Consider the following 22,740-nt stretch of genomic DNA (forward strand, 5'->3'; position numbering starts at 1 on the left):
CAATCATCACCGACCCCACACCGGCATCGGAGGCCTCTCACCCATCGATCGCGTCCACAACGTCAGTGGGAAGAACACCTAGGTCGCCCGCCCGGGCCACCCGCCCGGGCCGCCCGCCCGCCGTCGGGCACCCACCCGGCCGCCCGCCGTCCGGCGGAGGGCACCCATGCCCGCCATACGCCGTCGGGCACCCACCCTCACGCGCTTTGAGGCCGGATCTGCGCTGTGAGGCGCGAAAATCCCGCCTCAAAGCGCGGAAAGCGCCTCAAAGCGGGGGGAAGCCGGGCTCACCAGAGCCCGTGCTCCTGCGTGGCCTCGCGGATCTTGCGCAGGGCCCCGGCCAGTACGGCCTGCTCCTCGGCCGTCAGCGGATCGAAGATCGTCTCGCGGACAAACGTCACGTGATCGGGCGCGGCGGCGCGGATGGCGTCCCAGCCGGCCTCGGTGAGGAGCACGTCCTGGCCGCGGCCATCGCAGCTGGAGGTCACGCGCTCGATGAGGCCCTTGCCCTCCATGCGGCGCAGCAGGTGCGAGAGGCGGCTGCGTTCCCAGCCGAGGTCGGCGGCGGCGTCGCCGGCGCGCAGGCGGTGACCCTCGGCCTCGGACAGGGTCGCGAGCACCGAGTACTCGCCCGTTGACAGCCCGGAATCGCGGGCGTTCTGGCGGTCGAGGGCGGCGGGGTAGCCCCACATGAACTCGCGGATCGCGAGCCACGTCTCCTGCTCCTCAGCGTTGAGCCAGCGGGTGTCCTGGGGGGTTGGATCCGTCACTGTTTCCTCCTACAAGTTGACGTGTCAATCATCTCACGGAAGACTGGGGATCACAACGCGGGGAGCGTCACCATCCTTTCATGGCGCGAAACGGCGGCAGCAGACGGCACGGAGGGCAGGCAATCATGGGCCAGCACGAGGCAAGCGAGTACTCCACCAAGGGCGCGTACGTGCACGGCGGCGAGGAGTTCAACCGCGACACCAACTACATCGAGGACCGCATCGTCGCCGACCCTGCGGCGGTGCGCACCCTTCCGGCCCCGCCGGCGTCCAAGGTCGGCTCCCTCGGCTTTGGACTCACCCCCGGCGCGCAGGCTTGGCCCGTCGAGGCCGGCCGCTACCGCCTCGTCGCCGCCCGCGCGTGTCCCTGGGCCAACCGCACCGTGATCGTCCGCCGCCTCCTGGGCCTCGAGGATGCGATCTCCCTGGGGCAGCCCGGCCCCGTGCACGACGTCCGCTCCTGGACCTTCGACCTCGACGAGGGCGGCAAGGATCCGGTGCTCGGCACCGAGCGTCTCCAGGAGAACTACTTCAAGCGCTTCCCCGACTACCCGCGAGGCATCACGGTCCCGGCCATCGTCGACATCCCGAGCGGCGGTGTGGTCACCAACAACTACCCGCAGATCACCCTCGACTTCTCCACGCAGTGGAAGGAGTTCCACCGCGAGGGCGCTCCCAACCTCCTCCCCGAGGGCGAGCTCGATGAGATGTGGCCCGTCATGACCCGCGTCTTCACAGAGGTTAACAACGGCGTCTACCGCGCTGGCTTTGCCGGCTCCCAGGAGGCGTACGACGCCGCGTACGCGCGTCTGTGGGACGCGATGGATTGGCTGGAGGAGCGTTTGGCGACGCGCCGCTACCTCATGGGCCCCACGATCACCGAGGCCGATGTGCGCCTCTTCACGACGCTCGCGCGCTTCGACGCGGTGTACCACGGGCACTTCAAGACGAACCGCAACAAGCTCGCCGAGATGGACAACCTCTGGGGCTACGCGCGCGACCTCTTCCAGACCCCCGGCTTCGGCGACACGATCGACTTCGTCCAGATCAAGGACCACTACTACAAGGTGCACGAGGACATTAACCCCACGCGCATCGTCCCCGTGGGCCCGGACCTCTCCAATTGGCTCGACGATCACGACCGCGCCAAGCTCGGCGGCGCGCCCTTCGGCGACGGCACGGCGCCGGAGCCCGTCCGCGCCTCCGAGCGCGTGGCGGCCGGCCACAACCCGCTCTACCCGGCCTGAGCCGGCTCACCTTCACACGGCGCGACGGCGCGGTGGGGCACCCAGCCCCGCCGCGCCGTCGGGCGCTGTCAGGAAAAGACGACGTCCGCGGCGTCCACCACGGCGGCGGTGCGCCCCGGCGCGGCCTGGAACTGCCAGTACAGATTGGTGTGCGCGATGACGTCGTCCACGGGCGGCGCGCCCCAGGCGCTCTTGTCGCCGGCGGTGTGCGCGTCGCCCACGAGGGTGACGTCGTAGCCGCGCGTGAAGCCGCCGTGGATGGTGGAGCGCACGCACGCGTCCGTCTCCGCGCCGGTGACCACGAGCCGCCCCACGCGGGCCGCCGCAAGCACGTCCTCCAGGTCGGTCCCCTCGAAGGAGTCGCCGTAGCGCTTGTGCACGCGGGCCTCGCCGTCCGCCGGCACCAGCTCGGGCACGATCTCCCAGCCGGGCGTCCCGCGCACCAGCTCCTCGTCCTCGGAGTGCTGCACCCACACCACCGGCGCGCCCTCGGCCCGCGCCCGTTACACCAGGTCCGCGATCCGCGCCACCACCTCGTCGCGGTGCGGCGCCTCGGCGACCACGTCGTTCTGCACGTCCACCACCACGAGGGCGGTGCTGTCTCGATCCTGCAAGGTGCTCATGGGCTGCCCTCTCGGCCAAGCTGCGCTGACCGTCCAAGCGTAGAACGCGTCCCCGACGGTGGAAGCGGCGTCCGCCCCCTGTGATGAGATAGCACCATGACGATCATCGCGGCGGCGGACGGCAGCGCCCTGGGCAACCCCGGGCCGGCCGGTTGGGCTTGGTACATCGACGACAACACCTGGCACGCCGGCGGCTGGAAGCGTGGCACCAACAACCAGGGCGAGCTCATGGCCGTCCTGGACCTCCTGCGGTCCACGGCCCACACGGGCGAGCCGCTGCGGATCCTCTGCGACTCCCAGTACGTCATCAACTCCGTCACGAAGTGGATGAAGGGCTGGAAGAAGAAGGGCTGGAAGAAGGCAGACGGCAAGCCCGTCCTCAACCAGGACCTCCTGAAGGACATCGACGCAGCGCTCGAGGGCCGCGACGTGAGCTTCGAGTGGGTCAAGGGCCACGCCGGCCACCCGCTCAACGAGGCAGCCGACGACCGCGCCCGCGGCGCCGCCACCGCCTACCAGGGCGGCAAGGAGCCGGACGCGGGGCCGAGCTACCCGGGTGCCGCCGGTTCAACGCACGACGGCGCGGCGTCCGGTTCCGGCGCGGCCGCGGGCCAGCGCGGGGCCGGGACGGGCACCCCGGCTTCCTCGAGCGCGGCCGCGCGCGGTGGCGAGCCGGGCCGCGGTGGCGACACCGCGTCGTCGGGCACCGACGCCGAGCCGAGCGGCGACAGCCTGCCCGGCCTAGACGAGGCGGCCGGCCTCGCCACGCCCGTGGGCGTGGCCCTGACGCTCGAGGCCGAGGTGATGGACGCCGTCGAGCGTCAGGACCCCGAGACCCTGCGCTTCCTGCTCTCGCCCTCCTTCCGCGGCGTGGGCGCCGCCGGCGAGCTGCTGGACGCCGCCTCGCTCGCCGCCTCCGAGGCAGCGCGCTCCACGGTGGACGGCGTGGAGCGCCTCGCCGAGGAGCTGCACGGCGAGGTCGTGCAGCTGGCCTACCTCGTCTTCCGCGGCCCCGCCTCCTCCGTCATCACCTCGTGGTGGCGGCGCGAATCCGGGCGCTGGCGCTGCTTCTTCCGCCAGGAAACCGCGCGCGGCTGAGCCCGCGCCCCAGACCACATCTCACCCGGAACACCAGGGAGCACCATGCAGCAGCCCATCATCGCCCCGCGCTTCGAGGGCGTCGCGCGCCTTCTCGCCGAGGCCACGGAGCAGGACCCGACTCACCGTGCCCAGCTCGCCGTCTACCTGCGCGGCGAGCCCGTGCTGGATCTCGCGGTGGGCGAGGGCCTGGACACGGGCCGCCTGCACGGCGTCTTCTCGGTCTCCAAGGGCCTCTCCTCGCTCGTCTTCGCGAAGCTGATCCAGGACGGGCTCGTGGACCCGGCCGGCCCGGTGGCCCAGTACTGGCCCGAGTTTGCCGTGGCGGGCAAGGGCGCCGTCACGGTCGAGCAGCTGCTCTCGCACCAGGCCGGCCTGCCCGGGCCCGTCAACGGCCTGGACATGGACGACTTCCTCGACTCCCGCCCGGCCGCCGCGATCCTCGCTGCCCTGGCCCCGCAGTGGACCCCCGGCGTGGCCTTTGGCTACCACGCGCTGACCTTCGGCACCTTCATCGAGGAGCTGGTCTTGCGGATCACTGGCCGCCGCGTGCAGGAGCTCTACGAGGAGTGGATCCGTGTCCCCGCGGAGGCCGACGCCTGGCTCGGCCTGCCCGAGGAGCAGGAGGCGCGTTACGTGCCGGTGCCGTCCGTGGGCGGGATGGGCTTCGTCGACCCGTTCGGGCTCTCGGGGCTGGCGATGAACTCGATCGCCGGCTTCCTCGATGCGAACGGCCAGCGCTCCTACGACCTCATGCAGGTCCCGAACCTGCGCCGCGTGCGCGAGGTCGGGCCGGCGGCAGTGGGCGGCGTCGCGAGCGCGCGCGGCCTGGCCCGCGCCTACGCCTACGCGACCACTGGGCTGCGCCGCGCCGACGGCTCGCTCACCGCGCCGCTGCTGAGCGCGGCGACGATCGCGGAGGTGTCCCGCGACCGGGCGTTCGGGCACGACCGGATCTCCGGGAACATGAAGGCCTTCGGCGTGGGCTTCATGCGCCCGAACCCCAACAACGACTGGGGTTCCGCCGCGGCCTTTGGGCACGACGGCGCCAACGGCACCGTGAGCTTCGCCGACCCGGGCTGGGGCCTCACCTTTGCGTACCTGCCGTTCACGCCGCAGGCCGGCGGCACCAACGGCTGCCTGGCCCAGCGCCTCACGGTCGCGGTCCGCGAGGCGATCCTGGCGCAGCTCGCGGGCTGAGCCCGCGCTTCTTGGTCCCAACGCCCGACGGCGCGTGGCCGGCTCCCAGCCAGCCACGCGCCGTCGTGCTGTTCACTCCTCGAGTTCCCTTCCGGCACATTTCGTCGAATCCCGCACAGATGGTGCGGGATTCGACGAAAAAGGCGGGATGAGACGAGCGCTCGCCGGGGCCTCCGAGGCGAGCCAGGCGGCACCGGCCAGCGGCCAGCCCTCCGTCACGAGTGGCTCCTGGCCGGCGGCCAGGACCAGGGCCGCGGCGCCGTCGCCGGCGAGGGAGGCCTCGAGGCGTTCGATCTCCCCGGGCCGGGCGGACACGAGCTCGTTGGCCAGGCGGTCGGCCGCGCGGGCTGCGTCGGCCAGCACGGCCACGGTGCGGGCCCGGTCGCCGTCGCCGCGGCGGCGCACCGCCAGGGCGGCGTGCCAGCCGGGCGTCCCGGCGAGGGCGACGTCGGCCACGGCCAGACCGTTCTCGTCGGCGATGCTGGCGCGCCACGGATCCCCGAAGAAGGGGTCCGCCCCGTCCTCCGGCGCGCGCCGCGGGCGCGGTGAGCCGGAGGCGAGCACATCGCCGTCGGCGGAGAGCGCCCAGTGCATGAAGCCGAGCCCATCGAGGGCCAACCCGGCCTCGTCGAGGAGCCGGGCGCGCAGCGCCGTGCCGCCCACGGTGCCCGGCACGCGTTCCCAGCGCGGCGCCGTCTCCAGCGCCAGGCGCTTGATGACCTCGGTGGCTGCCTCCGCCTCGTCCGGCTCGGCCGGCACGGTCAGGGTCATGCGGACGCCGTGGGCGTCGAAGGCCTCGAGGTGGGGGAGGGGCGTCTCGTTCGGCAGGGCGGTCATGCCGCCACCGCCCGGTGGTGGCCGCGGGTCGTGACGTCCGCCGGGGCGGATCCGAGCAGGGCCTCGGCGCTGACGGTGCGCCAGGCCGCAGCAGAACCCGTGGACACGGTGGCCAGGCCGGAGCCGCCCGGCACCGCCGAGCCGGAGCGCGCCTCGCTGGCCCCGCCTTGCGGCCCGTGGCCGTTGGAGAGCCCCCACCCGGCGCCGAGGCCGAGAACGCCGGCCGCGGCGAGGGAGACGGAGGCGACACCGGTCAGGACGCGCTGGGTGAAGTTCATGCCCTCACCCTTCCCAGCCTGTCTGTGCGCTTCCTGGGTGTGCTCTGACGGGGGCCGATGAACATCCTGGGGAAGGCAACGCATCCCAGCAACGGCGCGGATCCGCGGGCGGGTAAGGAAAGCCTTTCCTGCCTGGCGCCCGGGCGTGGCGAGGGGGAGGATGACGCCATGAGTCGCAACGATTCCCCCGAGACCACCCTGCCGGAGGCACCCCACGCCGAGGAACACAGCGCCGAGGGCCTGGCCAGCAAGCTGAATTGGCTGCGCGCCGGCGTGCTCGGCGCCAACGACGGCATCGTGTCCGTGGCCGCCGTGGTGGTTGGCGTCGCGGGCGCCACCCAGGAGGTGGGCCCCATCGTGGTGGCCGGCGCCGCAGCAGTGGTGGGCGGCGCCATCTCCATGGCCCTCGGCGAGTACGTCTCCGTCTCCAGCCAGCGCGACGCCCAGCGCGCCCTCGTCGCGAAGGAGCGCGAGGAACTCGCCACCATGCCGGAGGAGGAGCTCGAGGAGCTCACCCAGCTCTACGAGGCCAAGGGGCTCAGCCGCCCCACGGCGGAGCGGGTGGCCCAGGAGCTCACGGAGAAGGACGCGCTGCGCGCCCACCTCGAGACCGAGCTGCACATCGACGAGGACGACATCCCCTCGCCGTGGTCCGCCGCGATCGCCTCGGCGGTCTCCTTCCTGGTCGGCGCCGCGCTGCCCTTCCTCATGGCGATCCTGCTCCCGCCGTCCATTCGCATCCCGGCGACCTTCGTGGCGGTGCTCGTGGCACTGGCCCTGACCGGTGCCGTGGGGGCCTACCTGGGCGGCGCCAAGGGCACGCGGGCCGCGATCCGCACCATCATCGGCGGGGCCCTCGCGCTCGCCGTGACGTGGGGGATCGGCGCCTGGCTCGGCACGAGCGTGGCTTAGGCGCACGCGTCACCGAACGCCACCGGCCTCACCCGGCGCCCCCACGGGCGTAGGGTGAGGCCGTGGAATTTGAGCAACGATTCTTGGCCCTGGGCGACTCCTTCACCGAGGGCATGGGCGACGTCGATGTGAACCGCCCCAACCAGGTGCGCGGCTGGGCCGACCGCGTCGCCGAGACCCTGTGCGCCGAGGGCTGGGGCTACGCCAACCTCGCCATCCGCGGCAAGAAGATCCCGCAGGTGCTCACGGAGCAGATCGACGCGGCGGTGGCGCTCAAGCCCACGCTCGTCACGCTCTACGCGGGCGGCAACGACATCATGCGGCCCAAGGTCAACATCGACGAGCTGGTCCGCGGCTACGGCGCGGCAGTGAAGCGCCTGCAGGACACCGGCGCCGAGGTCGTCATCTTCACGGGCTTCGACGGCTCCTCCTCGCCGGTTTTCGGCAAGCTCGTGGGGCGCACGGCCCTCTACAACGAGCGCATCCGCGAGGTCGCCGACGTCACGGGCGCCCGCATCGCCGACTACTGGCGCTGGCGCGACTTCAACCACATGGGCTACTGGGCCACCGACCGCCTCCACATGAACGAGCGCGGCCACGAGCTCATGAGCCGCAAGGTCCTGGGCGTTCTGGCCCGCGAGGTGCCGGGGGAGGACCCGGCCCCGCGCGAGCTACCGAACCTCAGCCGCTGGGAGACCGCCAAGGACAACGGCCGCTGGGCCGTGGAGTACGTGGGCCCGTGGGTCCAGCGCCGCCTCAAGGGCACCTCCTCCGGAGACCATCTCTCCGCGCGCTTCCCCGAGTGGGTCTCGCTCGCGGCGGACGGCACGGTCACGCGCTAGGCGCGCCTGCCGGAACCAGGCACGCAACAAACGCCTGACGGCGTGGGGTCACCACACGCCGTCGGGCGTTTGTGTGCTTCCCCTCGCGTCAGCGGGGGATCGGGGGCGTGCTCAGCCCAGGACCTTGAGGGAGGTGCCCCACTGGAAGGCCGGGAGCGCCTCGTTGACCTGCATGGCCATGACGAGCAGCTGCATGCCCTCGAGCTCGCGGGCGTGGTGCAGGCCGCCCACGGGGAGGGGGCGCAGGCCGGCGTCGGCGATGAAGGCGGAGACGAGGGCGGCGGCCTCGGCGTCGTCGGCGGCGACAAACACGTCGAGCGGGGCGCCGTAGCCCTCGCCCGCGGTCAGCGGTCCGGCGAAGGTGGTGTTGAAGGCCTTCACGACGGGGGCGGCGGAGGCGGCGGCGATGAGCTGGGCGACGGAGGAATCGGCCGGGACGGTCAGGGCGTCGAAGGTGGAGAAGTCGACCGGGTTGGAGAGGTCGACGAGCACCTTGCCAGACAGGGCGGCGCCCTGGGTCGTTGCGTACTCGACGATGGCGTCGAAGGGCAGCGCGGCGATGACCAGGCGGCCTGCGGGGGCCTCGGTCAGGGTGGCGGAGGTGACGCCGGCGCCGAGCTCGGCGGCCAGGGCGGCGGCCTTGGCCTCGTCGCGGGCCAGGATTTGCAGGCTGCGGCCGGCGGCGAGGGCGCGGGTCGCGAGGGCCTTGGCCATGTTACCGGTGCCGAGGATGCTGATGTCAGTCATGGGGACCTTCTGCTTGAAGAGGCGGGCGAAGAGGCGGTTCACGTCGGTTCCTCACCGTCATCGTTTACTTGATGCTTCAATCATAGGCAGCGTTTAGTTCAATCTTCAAGTAACGCTCGCCCGATGTGGCGTAAGAGACACGTCGCCACGTAGACTGAACCCTGTGCCCGGCGCTGCTGGCGTGGCGGTGGGCACGGCTGTCGACCCGCGGCGGGAGAGTCCCTCCCCGCATGGGGTGGGCGCCGTAGGAGCAATCCCTCCCCGGGAAACTCTCAGGCCCCCGCACCGCCGCGACGAGGCAACCCTGGAAAGCGGCCACCCGGGCAACCGGAACGGCCCACCGACGGTGCAAGCGCCCCGTGGCCCTCGCGGCCAAGGACACGCGGAATCTCTCAGGTCCCGATACAGGGTGGGGAGGACGACGCGCCCCTGAACGGGGTGCGCGCACGGCCCCACCGCGTCTTCGGGAGAGCAATAGATGAGCGTCCAACCGTCCGACCTCGCCAATCTCGGCAATCTCACCGGCCCCGGCGGCTTCGCCGACCGGCACATCGGCCCCCAGGGCAGCGATCGCGAGGAGATGCTGAGCGTGCTCGGCTACGACTCCCTCGACGCGCTCGTCGACACCGCGGTGCCGGCCTCCATCCGCCTCTCCGGCGGCCTGGACCTGGACGCCCCGCTCAGCGAGGAGGAGGCGCTCGCCGCCCTCCGCGAATACGCGGGCCGCAACGTCACCCGCGCCCAGATGATTGGCCAGGGCTTCTACGACACCCTGACGCCGGCCGTGATCCGCCGCAACGTCGTGGAGAACCCCGCCTGGTACACGGCCTACACGCCGTACCAGCCCGAGATCTCCCAGGGCCGCCTCGAGGCCCTCCTGAACTTCCAGACGATGATCGAGGACCTGACTGCCCTCCCCATCGCCAACGCCTCCCTCCTGGACGAAGCCTCCGCCGTGGCCGAGGCCGTGCTGCTCATGCGCCGCGCCACGAAGGCCAAGCCCGAGGCCATCACGGTCCTCGACTCCGAGCTCTTCGCCCAGTCCATCGCCGTGGTCGAGGGCCGCGCCAAGGCGCTCGGCTTCACCGTGGTCGTCGCCGATCTCTCCCAGGGCCTGCCCGAGGGCGAGATCAGCGGCATCGTGCTGCAGCAGCCGGGCGACTCCGGCCGCATCGCCAACCACGCCGAGCTCATCTCCCAGGCGCACGAGCGCGGCGCCATGGTCACCGTGGCCGCCGACATCCTCTCCCTCACGCTCATCACGCCTCCCGGTGAGCAGGGCGCCGACGTCGCCGTGGGCAACTCCCAGCGCTTCGGCGTGCCGCTGTTCTTCGGCGGCCCGCACGCCGCGTACATGGCCGTCCGCCAGGGCCTCGAGCGCAACCTGCCCGGCCGCCTCGTGGGCGTCTCCAAGGACTCCGCCGGCCGCCCGGCCTACCGCCTGGCCCTGCAGACCCGCGAGCAGCACATCCGCCGCGAGAAGGCCACGTCCAACATCTGCACGGCGCAGGCCCTCCTGGCCGTCGTCGCCTCGATGTACGCCGTCTACCACGGCCCGGCCGGCCTCAAGGCGATCGCCCAGCGCGTCCACGCCCGCGCCGCCGCCATCACGGCCGGTGCCGTCGCCGCCGGCGCCGTGGCGCTGACCGACTCCTTCTTCGACACTGTCTCCCTCGAGGTCGCCGGCAAGGGCGAGGCCGTCGTGGCCGCCGCCGACGCCGCCGGCATCAACATCCGCCTGATCGATGCCGACACGGTGTCCTTCTCCGCGGACGAGGCCACCACCCCGGCCATCGTCGAGGCCCTCGTGCGCGCCATCGCCGGCGTGCTCGGTTCCTCGGCCGACGACGCCGCTGCCGCGGCCGCCTCGGCCACCGTCACCCCGACCGGCGAGGCCGCCGGCGTGGTGCGCACCTCCGAGTACCTGACGCACCCGATCTTCCACACGGTGCGCTCCGAGACCCAGATGATGCGTTACCTGCGCCGCCTCTCGGACCGCGACCTCGCGCTGGATCGCACCATGATCCCGCTGGGCTCCTGCACCATGAAGCTCAACGCCGCCGCCGAGATGGAGGCCATCACCTGGCCCGAGTTCGCGGGCATCCACCCGTTTGCCCCCACGGAGCAGACCGAGGGCTGGCGCGCGCTCATCGCGGATCTCGAGGGCTCGCTGACCGAGATCACCGGCTACGCCGGCGTCTCCCTGCAGCCCAACGCCGGATCGCAGGGTGAGTACGCGGGCATGCTCGCCATCCGCCAGTTCCACCTGGCCAACGGCGACACCGACCGCGACGTCTGCCTCATCCCGGCCTCGGCCCACGGCACCAACGCCGCCTCCGCCGTCCTGGCCGGCCTGCGCGTCGTCGTGGTCGCCACGGCCGACGACGGCACCATCGACGCCGCCGATCTCGACGCGAAGATCGCCGCCCACGAGGGCCGCGTCGCCGCCATCATGATCACCTACCCCTCCACGCACGGTGTGTACGAGGAGGAGGTCACCGACGTGTGCGCCAAGGTGCACGCGGCCGGCGGCCAGGTCTACATCGACGGCGCCAACATGAACGCCCTGGTCGGCCTCGCCCAGCCCGGCAAGTTCGGCGGCGACGTCTCGCACCTGAACCTGCACAAGACCTTCTGCATCCCTCACGGCGGCGGCGGCCCGGGCGTGGGCCCGGTGGCGGTCGCGGAGCACCTGCTCCCGTTCCTGCCCGGTTCCTCCATTGGCCGTTCCTCCGAGGACATGGACTCCCGCACGGGCGCCCCGGTCGCCGCGGCGACCTTCGGCTCCGCCGGCGTGCTCCCCATCTCCTGGGCCTACGTGGCCATGATGGGCAACGAGGGCCTGACCGAGGCCACCAAGAACGCCCTCCTGGGTGCCAACTACGTGGCCCGCCGCCTCAACGAGGCCTTCCCGGTGCTGTACACGGGCACCTCTGGCCTCGTGGCGCACGAGTGCATCCTGGATCTGCGCGAGCTGACCGCCAAGACCGGCGTCACCGCCGAGGACGTCTGCAAGCGCCTCGTGGACTTCGGCTTCCACGCCCCGACCCTGGCCTTCCCGGTGGCCGGCACCCTCATGGTTGAGCCCACCGAGTCCGAGGACAAGGGCGAGCTGGATCGCTTCATCGACGCGATGCTTGCCATCCGCGCCGAGATCGACGAGGTGGCCGACGGCGTGCACACCCTCGAGGGTTCGCCGCTGCGCAACGCCCCGCACACGGCCGACGCCGTGATCTCCGAGGGCTGGGAGCGCTCCTACACCCGCGAGCAGGCGGCCTTCCCGGGCCACACCAAGCGCGTGGACAAGTACTTCCCGGCCGTTGGCCGCATCGACCAGGCCGCGGGCGACCGCAACCTGATCTGCGCCTGCCCGCCGCCCGAGGCCTTCGAGTCCTGAGCCCGGCCCTGCACACCACTGACTAGGAGAAGATCATGAGCACCATCTCCCGCCACACGGCGCTGCACGCCGCGCACGAGGCCCTCGGCGCGTCCTTCACGGACTTCGGCGGCTGGGACATGCCCCTGCGCTACGGCTCCGAGCTGGCCGAGCACAAGGCCGTCCGCTCCGCCGCCGGCCTGTTCGACCTCTCGCACATGGGCGAGGTCCGCGTCTCCGGCCCCGACGCCGCGCGCTTCCTCAACACGGCGCTGGCCGGCAACCTCGGCATCGTCAAGGTCGGCAAGGCCAAGTACTCGCTGATCCTGGACGAGAACGCCGGGATCATCGACGACCTCATCAGCTACCGCCTGGCCGAGGACGAGTACCTCGTGGTTCCCAACGCCGGCAACGCCCCCACGGTGTTTGCCGCGCTGCAGGAGCGCGCCGCCGGCTTCGACGTTACGGTCGTCAACGAGTCCGACACCACGAGCCTCGTGGCCGTGCAGGGCCCGGTCTCCGAGGCCATCCTGTTGAGCCAGGCCCCGGCCGAGCAGCACGCCACGATCACCGAGATGCCGTACTACGCGGCGGCCCCGGTGACCATCGCCGGCATCGACATCCTGCTGGCCCGCACCGGCTACACGGGCGAGGACGGCTTCGAGCTCTACGTGAGCAATGAGCAGGCCCCCGCCCTGTGGGACGCGCTGCTGGCCGCCGGCGAGGACCACGGCCTCATCCCGGCGGGCCTCGCCTCGCGCGACTCGCTGCGTCTCGAGGCCGGCATGCCGCTCTACGGCAACGAGCTGAGCCTGGACATCACCCCGCTCGAGGCCGGCCTCGGCCCCGTCGTCTCCCTCAAGAAGGAGGAGGACTTCGTGGGGCGCGCCGCGTTCGAGGCCGCCAAGGTCGAGGGCCGCGGCGCCACGAGCGGTCGCCGCCTCGTGGGACTGAAGGGCCTGGGCCGCCGCGCGGCCCGCGGTGGTTACCCCGTCCTGAAGGACGGCGTGGTCATCGGCGAGGTGACTTCCGGTCAGCCCTCGCCCACGCTCGGTTACCCGGTCGCCCTGGCGATGGTCGACGTCGAGCATTCCGAGCTGGGGACCGCGCTTGACGCGGATCTGCGCGGCAAGGCCGAGCCCTTCGAGGTCGTTGCCCTGCCGTTCTACTCCCGCCAGAAGTAGTCTTCCTTTCATCCTCTCTAAAGCATTCAACAGTCAGGAGCCCCACAGTGAGCGCCGTTAAGTCCTCCCTTCGCTACTCCGCCGAGCACGAGTGGATCGACGCCTCCTCCCCGGCCAAGATCGGCATCTCCCAGGTCGCCGCCGACGCCCTGGGCGACGTGGTCTACGTCGACGTCCCGGAGGCCGGTACCGCCGTCACCGCCGGCCAGACCTGCGGCGAGGTGGAGTCCACCAAGTCGGTCTCCGACCTCTACTCGCCCGTCACCGGCACCATCGTCGAGGTCAACCAGGCCGCGATCGATGACCCGAGCCTGCTGAACTCCGATCCCTACGGCGAGGGCTGGCTCTTCACCGTCGAGGTCACCGAGGAGGGCGAGCTGCTCGCCGCGTCAGAGTACGCCTCCGCCAACGGCGGCGACGTCGTCGACTGATCACCTTCCGGCGGCGCCTGATGCCGCCTGAACCAGGCGCCCCGGGGTACATCCACCCCGGGGCGTTTGTCCCGGCGCAACCCTCACGCCGGTCCCGCCAAGCAAGGAGTGCACCCCGTGTACCTGAGCATCTTTGACCTCTTCTCCGTGGGCCTCGGCCCCTCCTCCTCCCACACCGTCGGCCCGCTGCGGGCCGGCGCGGACTTTGTCCGCCGCTTGCACGACGGCGGTCGGCTGGCCTCCGTGGGCGGCCTCCGCGTGGACGTGTACGGTTCGCTGGCCGCCACGGGGCACGGGCACGGGACGTTCCCTGCCATCCTGTTGGGCCTGGAGGGCTTCCGGGTCGAGGAGATCCTCCCGGAGCAGGCCGAGGCGCGGTACGCGGCGTGGGACGCCGAGGCGCCGCTGGAGCTGGGAGCGCAGCTGGACGGGGCCGTGGCGGTGCCGCTGGACTATCACGTCAAGGACATGATCCAGCACCCGCTGACGGTGCTGCCGCGGCACACGAACGGCCTGCGCCTGCAGGCCTTCGACGCCGCGGGCGAGGTGCTCGCCGACGAGACGTACTTCTCCATCGGCGGAGGCTTCATCGAGCGCCAGGGCGAGGGCGAGGAGGCGGCGGTGGGCCACCTCGAGTCCTCCGAGCCCTACCCTTTCGACACGGGGGCCGAGCTGCTGCAGCGCTGCCACGAGTCAGGCCTGTCCATCTCCGAGGTGGCCCTGGCCAACGAGTGCGCCGCCCGGCCCGAGGCCGAGGTGCTCGCGGGCATCGACCACCTCTGGGACGTCATGGAGGAGTGCAAGAACTCGGCCCTGCGCCGTTCCGGCACGCTGCCCGGCGGACTCAATGTGCGCCGGCGTGCCCCCGAATGGCACGCCCGCCTGCTCGCCGAGGACACCAAGCGTGACTTCGAGTACTGGCAGGAGTGGGTGAACCTCGTGGCGCTGGCCGTCAACGAGGAGAACGCCACGGGCGGGCGCATCGTCACGGCTCCTACGAACGGCGCGGCCGGCATCATCCCGGCCGTGGGTTTCTACGCGACGCACTACGCCAAGGCCTGCCGCGGGCTCGGCGAGGACGTCAAGCGTGAGCAGGTGCGCCGCTACCTGCTCACGGCCGCGGCGATCGGCAATCTCTATAAGAAGCAGGCCTCGATCTCCGGCGCCGAGGTCGGCTGCCAGGGTGAGGTCGGCTCCGCCTCCTCGATGGCGGCGGCCGGCCTGGCCGAGGTGCTGGGCGGCACGCCCGAGCAGGTCTCCAACGCCGCCGAGATCACCATGGAGCACAACCTGGGGCTCACGTGCGATCCGATCGGCGGGCTCGTGCAGATCCCGTGCATCGAGCGCAACGCGATCGCCTCGGCGAAGGCCGTCAACGCCTCCCGCATGGCCATGATGGGCGACGGCGACCACCGCGTCTCCCTCGACGAGGTCATCATCACGATGCGCGAGACGGGCAAGGACATGCTGGATAAGTACAAGGAGACGGCGCGCGGCGGCCTCGCCGTCAACGTGGTGGAGTGCTGAGGCACCCCCGAGGCTTGCGGCCCTGGACGCGATAACGCCTCCCACCTGTTCTTCGGTGGGAGGCGTTCGCGCGTCCAGCCTGGACCGCCAAGATCAGGCGGCGGCTCCGTCACTCTGGAAGGGCCAGCGGCGGGCGTCCGCCGTTGGGCACCTCGGCGCCGAACGCGTCGGTGTTGTCCCTCCCGAAGTGACAGCGGGTTCTGAGGCCCGCTGATCCCCATCGTGCCCCTGGCCGGTGAACGGCGGAAGGGATCTGAGGGAACGTGATGCGAACGAGACTCCGCGGGGGAGCGTCGTTGCTGGGCCGAGACCGCGGGGGCGTAGCTGGGGCTAGAGCTCCTCGGTGGCGGGGGCTGAGGGGCGCAGGCGCAGTTCGTAGCCGCGGTTGCGCAGGATGGCCTCGTCGTCCTCCTGGCGGTCGAAGTGCACGCGGCCGGCCAGGACGTTCATCGCAAGGTCGGTGACGTTGCGGTCGGCCTCGTCCACGCAGAACTCCATGGTGCGGATGCCGTTGTCCTCGGTCTCCCAGACGTCGCCGTCCACGGAGAGGATCACCACGCGCGGGTTGTTGCACACGCTGCTCGGCACCACGAGGGAACCGGCGGCGGGGGAGGCGGGCACGTGCAGCTGCTTCCAGCGGCGGGTCGGCACGGTCTCGCCGTCGGAGGTCAGGGAGATGACGTCGTAGTCGATGAGGTCCACTGCTGGGGGCTCCTTCACGCTGGCCGGGGTGGTGTTCCCCACGCTATCCCGGCGGGCTGGGCGCGGGAAGGAACCCGCTGTGCGCCGCCGGTGAACACGTAGTCTGGTGGCATGCGCAACAACGCCCTGACCGTCGTGGCCGTGATCGTCGGCGTGCTCTTCGTCCTCTTCCTGCTCAAGTGGCTCTTCCGCCTCGCGACGGCCGTCGTCGTGGTTGGCGTCGTGATCGTGGCCGGCGTGCTCATCGTGAACTGGCTCCTGCGCCAGCGCAGCGAGCGCTGAGGCGGTGCCCCACCTGCGGCCGTGGCTGCCGAGCGACGCACCGGCGCTGCTGGACGCCGTCTCCGGAGCCCCGGACCTGGCCCCGCAGTTCGGCGGCGCGCTCCCGGCCACGCCGGACGAGGCGGCCGCGCACATCGAACGTTCGCTGCTCTTCCATGAGCGCGCCAAGAACTGGGCGGTGGAAGTGGACGGTGTGGCCGTGGGCAACGTGGGCCTGAGCGCCATCGAGCGCACCCACGACACCGCCTGGGCCTACTACTGGCTGGCACCGGCGGCGCGGGGGAGGGGGCTCGCGGCGCGGGGCCTGGCCGCCCTGGCCGCCTGGGCCTTCGACGACGGGCTGTTCAGGCTTGAGCTGGGCCATCGCGTGAACAACCCCGCCTCCTGCGCCGTCGCCCGCGCCGCGGGGTTTGCCGCCGAAGGCATCGAGCGCGCCAAGCTGCGCTACGGCGCCGAGCGCTTCGACGTGGAGACGCACGCGCGCCTCGTCACCGACCCTTCGCCCACCGTCGAGCCCCTGCCGTTGCTCCTCGCCTGAGCCGCGCACGGATTCTCACCGCGTCCGCGACTTTTCACCCTCGTGGCGTCCGTGCACCGTCCCGGGGACGGTGCACGGACGCCACGAGGGTGCAGAAACGCGCGGGCGGTGAAAATGCGGGAGGTCCCGCGAAGGCCGAGCGGTTCCACCTGCCGCACGCCCGGCCGTCGCGCCGTCGGCGCAACTCCCCGTGGACCTGAGCTGAGAAACCCGCGACACTCGCTGCAACGGATGGACCGACGTTCGGAGGGGATCATGAAGGGACGAACGCGCCTGCTCGTGACGGTCGTTGCCGTGACGCTGCTCGTCGCTGTGACGGGATGCAAGCAGGAACCGCCAGGCATTGGGGTGGGCGCCTGCGCCTCCGCGTCCGCCTCGGCGGGAGCGAACTCCGACTGTGCAGACAACCACGAGGGTGCAGAAACGCGCAGCGGTTGAGAAAGCGGTAGGCCCCGCGCAGGCCGAGCGGCTCCAGCTGCCGCACGCCCGGCCGGCGCGGGCCGCCCGCCTTGACGCCGCAGGCCCGCCCGCCGTGACGCCGCCCGCCGAACCCGGCCACGCGCCGTCGTGCATCCACCCACGCAAGAAACTGCCCACACTTCGGTTCTGCACCTCTCCAAAGAGGGTGCAGAACCGAAGTGCGGGCGGCGGCCGCGGCCATGACGCCGCGGAGGCTCAGCCGGCCGGCGTGAAGTAGACCTTCCGCAGCGGGGAGTGGACCTCCCAGACCGACTCCTCGCCGGCCCACAGGTGCACCAAAGACCCGGGGCCGAGCTCCAGCACGCGGCCCGCGTGGCCGCCGGCCTCGGCGATCGTGACGGTCGCGGAGCCGGAGAGCACCACGAACACCTCGTCGGCCTCCACGTCGGTGGCGGTGCCCGCGGTCATCTCCCACACGCCGTAGTCAACGCCGCCCAGGGAGCCGAGCTCGGCCGCCGCGGCCTGCGGCGCGCCGGCCACGACCTCCTCGGCCGGCAGGTCCTCCAGTTCCAGCGCCAGCCCCGGCACGGAGACGACGCCCCCGGGCCCAAAATCCTGCGTCTGGTCAGCACTCACGAGTCGAACCCCATTCCTACGGCATCCATGATCTTCAGGAAGGGCCCGCGCTTGCCCTCGTTGCGGTCGGCCTTCACGAGCGCGCGCGTCATGAGCTGCACGCCAACCCACGCCACGGGCTCGGGCGGGAACGGCAGCGGCTTCTTCTTGACCATCTTCAGCTCGGTCAGCTCGGTCTTCTGCCCGGAGAGCAGGTCGAGCATGACCTCGGCGCCGAAGCGCGTGGCGCCCACGCCCAGGCCCGTGAAGCCGGCGGCGGAGGCGACCTTGCCGCCCATCGCGAGGTCGAAGAAGGCGAAGAAGCGGCTGCACGTGTCGATCGCGCCGCCCCACGCGTGAGAGAACTTGATGCCCTCGAGGTGCGGGAAGGTACCGAGGAAGTGGGCGGCGAGCTTGCGATAGGTGGATTCACCGACCTCGTACTCGGGCTTCATGCTGCGCCCGAAGTGGTAGACGGCGTCCCAGCCGCCCCAGAGGATGCGCAGGCGCCCCTCGGCGTCGCGCGTGGGTCGCGCGTAGTGGAAGCGGTTGGTCATGTCGGCCAGGCCCTGGAAGTTCTCCCAGCCGATCGTCTTTTCCTGCTCGGGCGTGAGCGGCTCGGTCATAAGCGCGTGGTCGTAGACCGGCACGGTGAAGAGGCGGTTGCGCTTCAGGAGCGAGGGGAAGACGTTGGTGCCGAGGGCCACGCGGCGCGCGTGCACGCGGCCCGTCGCGGCGGAGAGCACCACGGTGTCGCCCTCGTCCGAGATGTCGGTGATCTGGGTGTGCTCGTGGATGATCACGCCGAGCTCGAGGCAGACGCGGCGCAGCTCCCAGGCCAGCTTGGCCGGGTTGACGATCGCGGTCTCGGCGCGGTCCCAGTAGCCGCCCGTGAAGAGCGGGGAGTCGATCTGCGCGCGCACCTGCGCGGCGTCCAGCAGGTCCGGGTCGTTCGGCCCGGAGGCCATCTCCCGGAGCCACTCGTCCTCGTGGGGTTCGAGGGCCACGCTGAGCGTGCCGACCTGCTGGTAGTCGCAGTCCATGCCGTAGCGCTCGATGGTCGCGGCGATCTCGGCGAGGTTCTTGATGCCGAGCTCGGTGAGGCGCGCGTTTTCGTCGGGGAGGTGCTTCTCGCCGTTGCTCTCGCCGTGGACGAGCGAGGCGTCGCAGAAGCCACCGTTGCGCCCGGAGGCGGCCCAGCCGATGCGCTGGCCCTCCAGCAGGATCACGCTGCGCTGCGGCTCGCGCTCCTTGGCGATGAGGGCGGTCCACAGGCCGCTGTAGCCGCCGCCGACCACGGCGAGGTCGGCGCTCGCCTCGCCCTCGAGCGCCGGCAGGGCGTCGGGGCGGTGCTCGTCGTCGAGCCAGTAGGCGAGGTGCTTGGCGCCCTCGAGCGCCGCGCTGACGGTGGCCTCGGGGGTCTCCTGCTCGATGCGCTCGTAGATGGTGAGCTGGGGGTTGGACATATGAATCGCGTCCTTAGCGATGCTCCGGGTCTTGGCCCGGTGGGGCGTGCCGGGGTCGGTACCGCGGCGCCGCCCGAGGGGCGGCGGGCGGAACCCGGCGTGAGGCACGACGGCGCTCGAGCGGCGTCGTGCCGTGCGTCACCACCCAGCCTACCTACCAGTTGGTCGGTATGCCAAGGGTGGCTGGCCCCGGGGCGTCCCGGGGCCAGCCACCCTTGGGTGCTGGGGCCGCGCTGGGCGGCCAAAGCGGTGCCTGAATCGGCCGGCGAGCGGCGATCAGATGTGGTTCGAGGCCTCCGTGAGGACGCCGCGGAGGATCGACTCGATCTCATCGAACTCCGGCTGACCGATGGTCAGCGGCGGAGCCAGCTGGATGACCGGATCGCCGCGGTCGTCGGCGCGGCAGTACAGGCCGGCGTCGTAGAGCGCGGTCGACAGGAAGCCGCGCAGCAGGCGCTCCGACTCCTCGTCGTTGAACGTCTCCTTGGTGGTCTTGTCCTTGACCAGCTCGATGCCGTAGAAGTAGCCGGCGCCGCGGACGTCGCCCACGATCGGCAGGTCGAGCAGCTTCGAGAGCGTGGACTTGAACGCGCTGGCGTTGTCCTTGACGCGCTGGTTCAGGTTCTCGCGCTCGAAGATGTCGAGGTTGGCCATCGCCACGGCGGCGGCGACGGGGTGACCGCCGAAGGTGTAGCCGTGGTAGAAGGTCGTGTCGCCCTTGGTGAAGGGCTCGAAGAGGCGATCCGAGGCGATCATGGCGCCGATCGGGGCGTAGCCCGAGGTCATGCCCTTGGCGCACGTGATGATGTCCGGCGTGTAGCCGAAGTCGGTGCACGCGAACATGGAGCCGATGCGGCCGAAGGCGCAGATGACCTCGTCGGAGACCAGGAGGACGTTGTACTCGTCGCAGATCTCGCGCACGCGCTGGAAGTAGCCGGGCGGCGGCGGGAAGCAACCGCCGGAGTTCTGCACGGGCTCGAGGAAGACGGCGGCGACGGACTCGGCGCCCTCGAACTCGATCTGCTCGCGGATGCGCTCAGCAGCCCAGTAGCCGAACTCCTCCTCGGAGGCCGCGTGGGCCTCGGGGGCGCGGTAGAAGTTGGTGTTCGGGACGCGGAAGGTGCCCGGCACCAGCGGCTCGAACGGGGTCTTCATGCCCGGCAGGGAGGTGATCGCCAGGGCGCCCTGCGGCGTGCCGTGGTAGGCCAGCGCGCGGGAAATGACCTTGGTCTTGCCCGGCTGCCCCTGCAGCTTCCAGAACTGCTTGGCCAGCTTGAAGGCCGACTCGACGGCCTCGCCACCACCCGTGGTGAAGAAGACGCGGTTCAGGTCGCCCGGCGCGTTGTCGGCGAGGCGCTCGGCCAGGTCGATGGCCGGCTCGTGGGCGTAGGACCACAGCGGCATGAAGGGAAGCTTCTCCGCCTGCTTGGCGGCGGCCTCGGCGAGCTCCTGGCGGCCGTGGCCCACCTGGACCACAAAGAGGCCGGCCAGGCCGTCGATGTACTTCTTGCCCTGGTCGTCGAAGATGTGGTGGCCCTCGCCGCGAACGATCGTGGGGATCTTCGCGTTGTCGTTGACGATGTGCGAGTGGCGGGCCATGTGCATCCACAGGTGGTCGCGCGCGGCCTGCTGGCGAGGCGTCCCCTTGGGGGTCAGGCTCTCAGTCATGGTGTCTCCCGAATGAATTGTCATCGTGTTCCCCAGTTGTATTCCTGCTTGCGCAAGGAGAGGTAGAGCAGCGTCTCGGTGGATTCGACACCGTCGACGTCGCGGATGGCATTAACGATGCGGAGCAGGTCGTCGTCGCTAGCGGCGACCACCTCCGCGAGGATGTCGTACGAGCCGGCGACGACGACGCAGTAGTCGACCTCGGGCAGCTCAGACAAACGATCGGCCGCGGCGGACATGTCGCCGCGGGTGCGGATGCCGATCATCGCCTGGCGCTGGAATCCCAGCTGCACCGGGTCGGTGACGGCCACAACTTGCATCACGCGCGCCTCGATCAGGCGCTGGACACGCGCTCGCGTGGCGGCCTCGCTCAGACCAACGGCTTTGCCGATGGCGGCGTAGGAGCGACGGCCGTCTTCCTGCAGCTGTTCGATGATCGCCTTGTTCGTGGCATCCACGGCGGCGAGCTCGGAGCTGGAGTGCGACGCGGTCTGGTGGGGCATGCGGTTATCGACCTCCTGAGGCCCGTCTGGTGTGACGGGGACGACACCGACTCTAGCCACAAATGAATCAGTTGTGTAGTCGGGTCAGCGCCACTGATCCCGAATGCGTATTCAGAATTTAACGATGGTCCCTATTGTCATGTGATCTACGTCTCTGTCATGATCGCTGTTCACCGGTCGGCGCATTCCTCCATGCCCCGGCCCCGGCAGCCGTAGGGAGCGTGAGATGAATTCCCGTCGACCCGCACCACCGCAGGACCCGCTGATCAGGGCCCTCGTCTCCGCCCAGCTCGCCCGCCCGTCCCGACGCTCCGTGCTTGCCGGAGCGGGCGCCGTCGGGCTCTCCGCCTTCCTTGCCGCCTGCGGCACCAAGGGCAGCGGAAGCAAGGTCCAACTCACCCCGGCCCAGGACCTCTCGGCCTCCGTCAAGGAGCTCAGCTGGGCCAACTGGACGCTCTACCTCGACGTGGACGATGACGGGAAGACCTACCCCTCGCTCGAGGAATTCACGAAGCGCACCGGGGTCAAGGTCAACTACTCCGAGGACGTGGACGGCAACGACACCTACTACGGCAAGGTGCAGGGCCAGCTCTCCCGGGGGCAGAACATCGGCCGCGACATCATCACCCTCACCGACTGGATGGCCGGGCGCCTGATCCGCCAGGGCTGGGTGCAGGAGCTCGACCACGCGCAGCTGCCGCATGTGGACGCGAACATGCTTGAAAACCTCAAGAAGGTCGACTTCGACCCGGGCCGCAAGCACTCCGTCACGTGGCAGACGGGCTACGCGGGCATCTGCTGGAACAAGGCCAAGTACCCCAAGGGCCTGCGCACGGTCTCCGATCTCTGGTCCCCGGAACTCAAGGGCCGGGTCACGGCGCTGGACGAGATGCGCGACACCATGGGCCTGCTCATGCTGGACCAGGGAACGGACATCTCCTCCGCCGATTGGGGAGACGAGCAATACGAGACCGCCCTCGACACCCTGAACAGGCAGGTGCAGAGCGGCCAGATCCGCAAGGTCCAGGGCAACGCCTACAAGGAGGACCTGATCTCCGGCGACGCGCTGGCCGGGATCGTGTGGTCGGGCGACATCACCCAGCTGAACTTCGAGCACGACGACCAGTGGGAGTTCGTCATCCCCGAGGCCGGCGGCACGCTCTGGAGCGACAACCTCCTGGTGCCGATGGCCTCGCAGCAGCTCGGCAACGCGCAGAAGCTCATGGACTTCTACTACGAGCCGGAGATCGCGGCCCAGGTGGCGGCCTACGTGAACTACATCTGCCCCGTCCAAGGCGCGCAGCAGGCCATGGAAAAGATTGACCCCGAGCTCATCAACAACCCCCTGATTTTCCCCACCGAGGCTGACCTCAAGAAGGCATACGTCTTCCGGGCCCTGACCCCCGGCGAGGAAAGCGACTACACCGACAAATTCCAGACGGCGATCGGAGCCTGATCCTTCATGTCCCCCCGC

General features: G+C 70.8%; 22 protein-coding genes, 1 pseudogene and 1 riboswitch. Of the genes and pseudogenes, 13 read left to right on the forward strand and 10 right to left on the reverse strand.

Annotated elements, in window-relative coordinates; all coding sequences use genetic code 11:
• Positions 1-287: 287 nt before the first annotated feature.
• Positions 288-770, reverse strand: coding sequence for a MarR family winged helix-turn-helix transcriptional regulator (locus tag DWB68_RS11850; protein WP_233548782.1), 483 nt, complete (start codon positions 768-770; stop codon positions 288-290).
• Between the two features lie 125 nt (positions 771-895).
• Here DWB68_RS11850 and DWB68_RS11855 point away from each other — a divergent pair, with 125 nt between their 5' ends.
• Positions 896-2,017, forward strand: a complete 1,122-nt coding sequence (locus tag DWB68_RS11855) for a glutathione S-transferase C-terminal domain-containing protein (protein ID WP_119425338.1) — start codon at positions 896-898, stop codon at positions 2,015-2,017.
• A gap of 68 nt (positions 2,018-2,085) precedes the next feature.
• Here the strand turns inward: DWB68_RS11855 and DWB68_RS11860 are convergent.
• A pseudogene (locus DWB68_RS11860) lies at positions 2,086-2,505 on the reverse strand (isochorismatase family protein); the annotation flags it as partial.
• Between the two features lie 231 nt (positions 2,506-2,736).
• On the opposite strand from DWB68_RS11860, the gene DWB68_RS11865 reads away from it, so the two are divergent.
• A complete protein-coding gene (locus DWB68_RS11865) occupies positions 2,737-3,738 on the forward strand; it encodes an RNase H family protein (RefSeq protein WP_119425339.1) in 1,002 nt (333 codons plus the stop codon).
• Positions 3,739-3,783: 45 nt separating this feature from the next.
• Positions 3,784-4,938: a serine hydrolase domain-containing protein gene (locus DWB68_RS11870; protein ID WP_119425340.1), complete on the forward strand. Its 1,155-nt coding sequence runs from the start codon at positions 3,784-3,786 to the stop codon at positions 4,936-4,938.
• A gap of 72 nt (positions 4,939-5,010) precedes the next feature.
• On the opposite strand, the gene DWB68_RS11875 is transcribed toward DWB68_RS11870, so the two are convergent.
• Together DWB68_RS11875 and DWB68_RS11880 are read right to left on the reverse strand one after the other, a co-directional pair.
• The gene (locus tag DWB68_RS11875; RefSeq protein WP_119425341.1) at positions 5,011-5,775 is read right to left on the reverse strand and encodes a hypothetical protein; all 765 of its coding nucleotides are present in this window, start codon (positions 5,773-5,775) and stop codon (positions 5,011-5,013) included.
• Complete coding sequence (locus tag DWB68_RS11880; protein WP_119425342.1) at positions 5,772-6,053, reverse strand: hypothetical protein; 282 nt, start codon at positions 6,051-6,053, stop codon at positions 5,772-5,774. The genes DWB68_RS11875 and DWB68_RS11880 overlap by 4 nt, the downstream gene beginning before the upstream one ends.
• 168 nt (positions 6,054-6,221) lie before the next feature.
• On the opposite strand from DWB68_RS11880, the gene DWB68_RS11885 reads away from it, so the two are divergent.
• Both DWB68_RS11885 and DWB68_RS11890 read left to right on the forward strand, forming a co-directional pair.
• Complete coding sequence (locus DWB68_RS11885) at positions 6,222-6,965, forward strand: VIT1/CCC1 transporter family protein (protein WP_119425343.1); 744 nt, start codon at positions 6,222-6,224, stop codon at positions 6,963-6,965.
• Positions 6,966-7,027: 62 nt separating this feature from the next.
• Positions 7,028-7,807: an SGNH/GDSL hydrolase family protein gene (locus DWB68_RS11890; protein ID WP_119425344.1), complete on the forward strand. Its 780-nt coding sequence runs from the start codon at positions 7,028-7,030 to the stop codon at positions 7,805-7,807.
• A 111-nt stretch (positions 7,808-7,918) separates the two neighbouring features.
• On the opposite strand, the gene DWB68_RS11895 is transcribed toward DWB68_RS11890, so the two are convergent.
• On the reverse strand, positions 7,919-8,596 hold the full coding sequence (locus DWB68_RS11895) for an NADPH-dependent F420 reductase (RefSeq protein ID WP_233548784.1): 678 nt from the start codon (positions 8,594-8,596) through the stop codon (positions 7,919-7,921).
• Positions 8,597-8,755: 159 nt separating this feature from the next.
• A riboswitch (glycine riboswitch) is annotated at positions 8,756-8,852 on the forward strand.
• A 180-nt stretch (positions 8,853-9,032) separates the two neighbouring features.
• On the opposite strand from DWB68_RS11895, the gene gcvP reads away from it, so the two are divergent.
• From gcvP to DWB68_RS11915, 4 genes are all read left to right on the forward strand, one after another.
• Positions 9,033-11,951, forward strand: coding sequence for an aminomethyl-transferring glycine dehydrogenase (gcvP, locus tag DWB68_RS11900; protein WP_119425345.1), 2,919 nt, complete (start codon positions 9,033-9,035; stop codon positions 11,949-11,951).
• A 35-nt stretch (positions 11,952-11,986) separates the two neighbouring features.
• On the forward strand, positions 11,987-13,114 hold the full coding sequence (gene gcvT, locus DWB68_RS11905) for a glycine cleavage system aminomethyltransferase GcvT (protein ID WP_119425346.1): 1,128 nt from the start codon (positions 11,987-11,989) through the stop codon (positions 13,112-13,114).
• 47 nt (positions 13,115-13,161) lie between these two features.
• Entirely contained in the window at positions 13,162-13,545 is a 384-nt protein-coding gene (gene gcvH / locus DWB68_RS11910; protein ID WP_119425347.1) for a glycine cleavage system protein GcvH, read from the forward strand.
• Positions 13,546-13,662: 117 nt separating this feature from the next.
• Complete coding sequence (locus tag DWB68_RS11915; protein ID WP_119425348.1) at positions 13,663-15,072, forward strand: L-serine ammonia-lyase; 1,410 nt, start codon at positions 13,663-13,665, stop codon at positions 15,070-15,072.
• Positions 15,073-15,402: 330 nt separating this feature from the next.
• On the opposite strand, the gene DWB68_RS11920 is transcribed toward DWB68_RS11915, so the two are convergent.
• Positions 15,403-15,792: a hypothetical protein gene (locus DWB68_RS11920; protein ID WP_147391670.1), complete on the reverse strand. Its 390-nt coding sequence runs from the start codon at positions 15,790-15,792 to the stop codon at positions 15,403-15,405.
• A gap of 93 nt (positions 15,793-15,885) precedes the next feature.
• On the opposite strand from DWB68_RS11920, the gene DWB68_RS16285 reads away from it, so the two are divergent.
• The 3 genes from DWB68_RS16285 to DWB68_RS16020 all read left to right on the forward strand — a co-directional run bounded on the left by DWB68_RS16285 (position 15,886) and on the right by DWB68_RS16020 (position 17,032).
• The gene (locus tag DWB68_RS16285) at positions 15,886-16,056 is read left to right on the forward strand and encodes a hypothetical protein (RefSeq protein WP_158588303.1); all 171 of its coding nucleotides are present in this window, start codon (positions 15,886-15,888) and stop codon (positions 16,054-16,056) included.
• Between the two features lie 4 nt (positions 16,057-16,060).
• Positions 16,061-16,594: a GNAT family N-acetyltransferase gene (locus DWB68_RS11925; protein WP_119425350.1), complete on the forward strand. Its 534-nt coding sequence runs from the start codon at positions 16,061-16,063 to the stop codon at positions 16,592-16,594.
• 255 nt (positions 16,595-16,849) lie between these two features.
• Positions 16,850-17,032, forward strand: a complete 183-nt coding sequence (locus DWB68_RS16020; RefSeq protein ID WP_147391671.1) for a hypothetical protein — start codon at positions 16,850-16,852, stop codon at positions 17,030-17,032.
• A 237-nt stretch (positions 17,033-17,269) separates the two neighbouring features.
• Here DWB68_RS16020 and DWB68_RS11930 read toward each other — a convergent pair whose 3' ends face one another.
• The 4 genes from DWB68_RS11930 to DWB68_RS11945 form a co-directional block, all read right to left on the reverse strand.
• Positions 17,270-17,650 carry a cupin domain-containing protein gene (locus tag DWB68_RS11930; protein ID WP_233548786.1) on the reverse strand — a complete coding sequence of 127 codons (381 nt, stop codon included), beginning with the start codon at positions 17,648-17,650 and terminating at the stop codon, positions 17,270-17,272.
• On the reverse strand, positions 17,647-19,095 hold the full coding sequence (locus DWB68_RS11935; protein WP_119425351.1) for an NAD(P)/FAD-dependent oxidoreductase: 1,449 nt from the start codon (positions 19,093-19,095) through the stop codon (positions 17,647-17,649). The genes DWB68_RS11930 and DWB68_RS11935 overlap by 4 nt, the downstream gene beginning before the upstream one ends.
• 276 nt (positions 19,096-19,371) lie before the next feature.
• Entirely contained in the window at positions 19,372-20,763 is a 1,392-nt protein-coding gene (locus DWB68_RS11940; RefSeq protein ID WP_119425352.1) for an aspartate aminotransferase family protein, read from the reverse strand.
• A gap of 20 nt (positions 20,764-20,783) precedes the next feature.
• Positions 20,784-21,266, reverse strand: coding sequence for an Lrp/AsnC family transcriptional regulator (locus DWB68_RS11945; protein ID WP_119425353.1), 483 nt, complete (start codon positions 21,264-21,266; stop codon positions 20,784-20,786).
• A gap of 226 nt (positions 21,267-21,492) precedes the next feature.
• Between DWB68_RS11945 and DWB68_RS11950 the strand changes: the two genes are divergently transcribed.
• Entirely contained in the window at positions 21,493-22,722 is a 1,230-nt protein-coding gene (locus DWB68_RS11950; protein ID WP_119425354.1) for an ABC transporter substrate-binding protein, read from the forward strand.
• Positions 22,723-22,740: the final 18 nt, after the last annotated feature.

The sequence above is a fragment of the Galactobacter valiniphilus genome (assembly GCF_003575975.1).
GTDB lineage: Bacteria > Actinomycetota > Actinomycetes > Actinomycetales > Micrococcaceae > Galactobacter > Galactobacter valiniphilus.